We start from the raw sequence: 1746 nt of genomic DNA on the forward strand, positions 1-1746 counted from the left end.
AGGGAAATAGTTTAGGTAGAACCATTGTGGGTTATAAACCAAGATAATATTGTTATTTAGCAAATTATCTTCTCCAAAACCCTCGGAAATTTTTCAAAATAAAACAGCGGTTTAGCCTTTTTAGACCCCAAATATTTTGCTATAATTTTTGCAAAATATTTGGGGTGATTTATTTTGATGATTTTTTATGATTTTGGCTTATCTGTCCGGGAATATGCCCGGCGGGGCAAAAAGAATGATTTTCCCGATGTTGACATTTGCCCGCATTGTAAAGGGCATATTAGACTGTTACGGCATGGATTCTATAATAGAAATGCCATTACTAATAATAATTTTTTCCATCCCTATTTGCCGCTTGAAATGTCCTTCCTGTGGTAAAACCGTCTCAATAATCCCTTCTTTCTTACTTCCGTATTTTCAGCATACTGTGGCTACTATTTTGATAAAACTTAAGAATTATTTCCTTTATCGAAAAGTCATGGGTTATCGCCAGTTATTGGAGTTTTTTAGTCGAAGATTTAGGAAAAATCTAACCCGTATCGAGATGTTTTTCCGTGATACTGGCTTTAGAGGCGTTTTTCCTTTTAACCCAAAAGAAAAAGCCATAAAGTTGGTGGAAATGCTCCTGGCTTTGGGCAAAGCTCCCCTCCTGAGAAGGGGCATCGGACATTTCCCACTTAACTTTATGGCAAGTTAATTCTATCATTTTTTCTCCCTCCTGAAAACTATTTTTTGCTTCCACAAACCTTTTGCGTGGTATACTTTTTCCTCCCAGGTTAAAATGTTTTCATGGATGGTTAACCGGTTAGCCTCCTTCTATAAGGAGGGTCTTTATGGATGAAAAAGTGCGTGAAAAGGTGGCTCTTTTTCGCTATGGGCTTCTGGCTCCTGTTCTAAATGGTCAAGTGTCTAATCAGCAGGAGTATTTTGCCCAAATTTGCTCTAAGGTTCATGAGGTGCCTTTTTATGGCCCTAAAGAGTTTACTCCTAAAACTCTGGCCGGCTGGCTTCTTTCTTACCGCCGGTTTGGTTTTGATGGCCTTAAGCCTAAGATTCGCTCGGATCGGGGAAAACATCGAGTGCTTTCCCGGGAGCAGGAAGAGTATTTAATAGCTTTACGAAAAGAGCTCAGGGATTTGCCTGCTTCCGTTTTTTATGAACGCTTAGTGGATAGGGGTGAGATTTTACCTAAGGATGTTTCCTATGCTACGGTTTATAGGCTACTGAAAAAGTATGGTTTGGTCGGTAATGAGTCCCCCAAATCCCCTGAACGCAAAAGGTTTTCTTATGATACGGTTAATGTTTTCTGGCAGGGAGATATGTCTGTTGGTCCGTATATTGTGCAAAATGGCAAAAAGCTAAAGACTTTCCTTTTTTTGCTTTGCTGAAAGAAAAACCGGTATCTTCTTTAGAGGAGCTAAACCGCCGGTTCTGGCAGTGGTTAGAGGAAGATTACCACCGAAAAATCCATGCCTCTCTGGGTATGACTCCTTTAGATGTTTATTTATCTCAGGTAAGTCAGGTACGGATGATCAATGACCCCGCTTCCCTTGATCCGTTGTTTTTGAAAAGGGAAATGCGTAAGGTGAAACATGATGGCACTATCTCGGTAAACACTAAGCTTTATGAGGTTTCTCCGCGTTTTATCGGTCAGAAAATTGAAGTCCGTTTTGATGAAGATGTGGTTTATGTTTATGAAAATGGCGTAGCAGTAGATAAAGCTGTACCGGTTAATTTCGCTGATAA

The 1746-nt window shown here is 39.9% G+C and carries 2 protein-coding genes and 1 pseudogene; 2 read left to right on the forward strand and 1 reads right to left on the reverse strand.

What is annotated here, in order from left to right:
• Positions 1-174 precede the first annotated feature (174 nt).
• Positions 175-378 (forward strand): hypothetical protein, encoded by a 204-nt coding sequence (locus tag CARFE_RS16470; RefSeq protein WP_210432960.1) that lies wholly within the window; start codon positions 175-177, stop codon positions 376-378.
• A 151-nt stretch (positions 379-529) separates the two neighbouring features.
• On the opposite strand, the gene CARFE_RS16475 is transcribed toward CARFE_RS16470, so the two are convergent.
• Positions 530-706, reverse strand: coding sequence for a hypothetical protein (locus CARFE_RS16475; RefSeq protein WP_210432961.1), 177 nt, complete (start codon positions 704-706; stop codon positions 530-532).
• Positions 707-833: 127 nt separating this feature from the next.
• On the opposite strand from CARFE_RS16475, the pseudogene CARFE_RS16050 reads away from it, so the two are divergent.
• Positions 834-1746, forward strand: a pseudogene (locus tag CARFE_RS16050) (helix-turn-helix domain-containing protein); the annotation flags it as partial.

The organism is Carboxydothermus ferrireducens DSM 11255, assembly GCF_000427565.1.
Taxonomy (GTDB): domain Bacteria; phylum Bacillota; class Z-2901; order Carboxydothermales; family Carboxydothermaceae; genus Carboxydothermus; species Carboxydothermus hydrogenoformans.

Coding starts and splice junctions, on each gene's coding strand:
- CARFE_RS16475 (WP_210432961.1), bottom strand. CDS start 706: ATGATAGAATTAACTTGCCATAAAGTTAAGTGGGAAATGTCCGATGCC.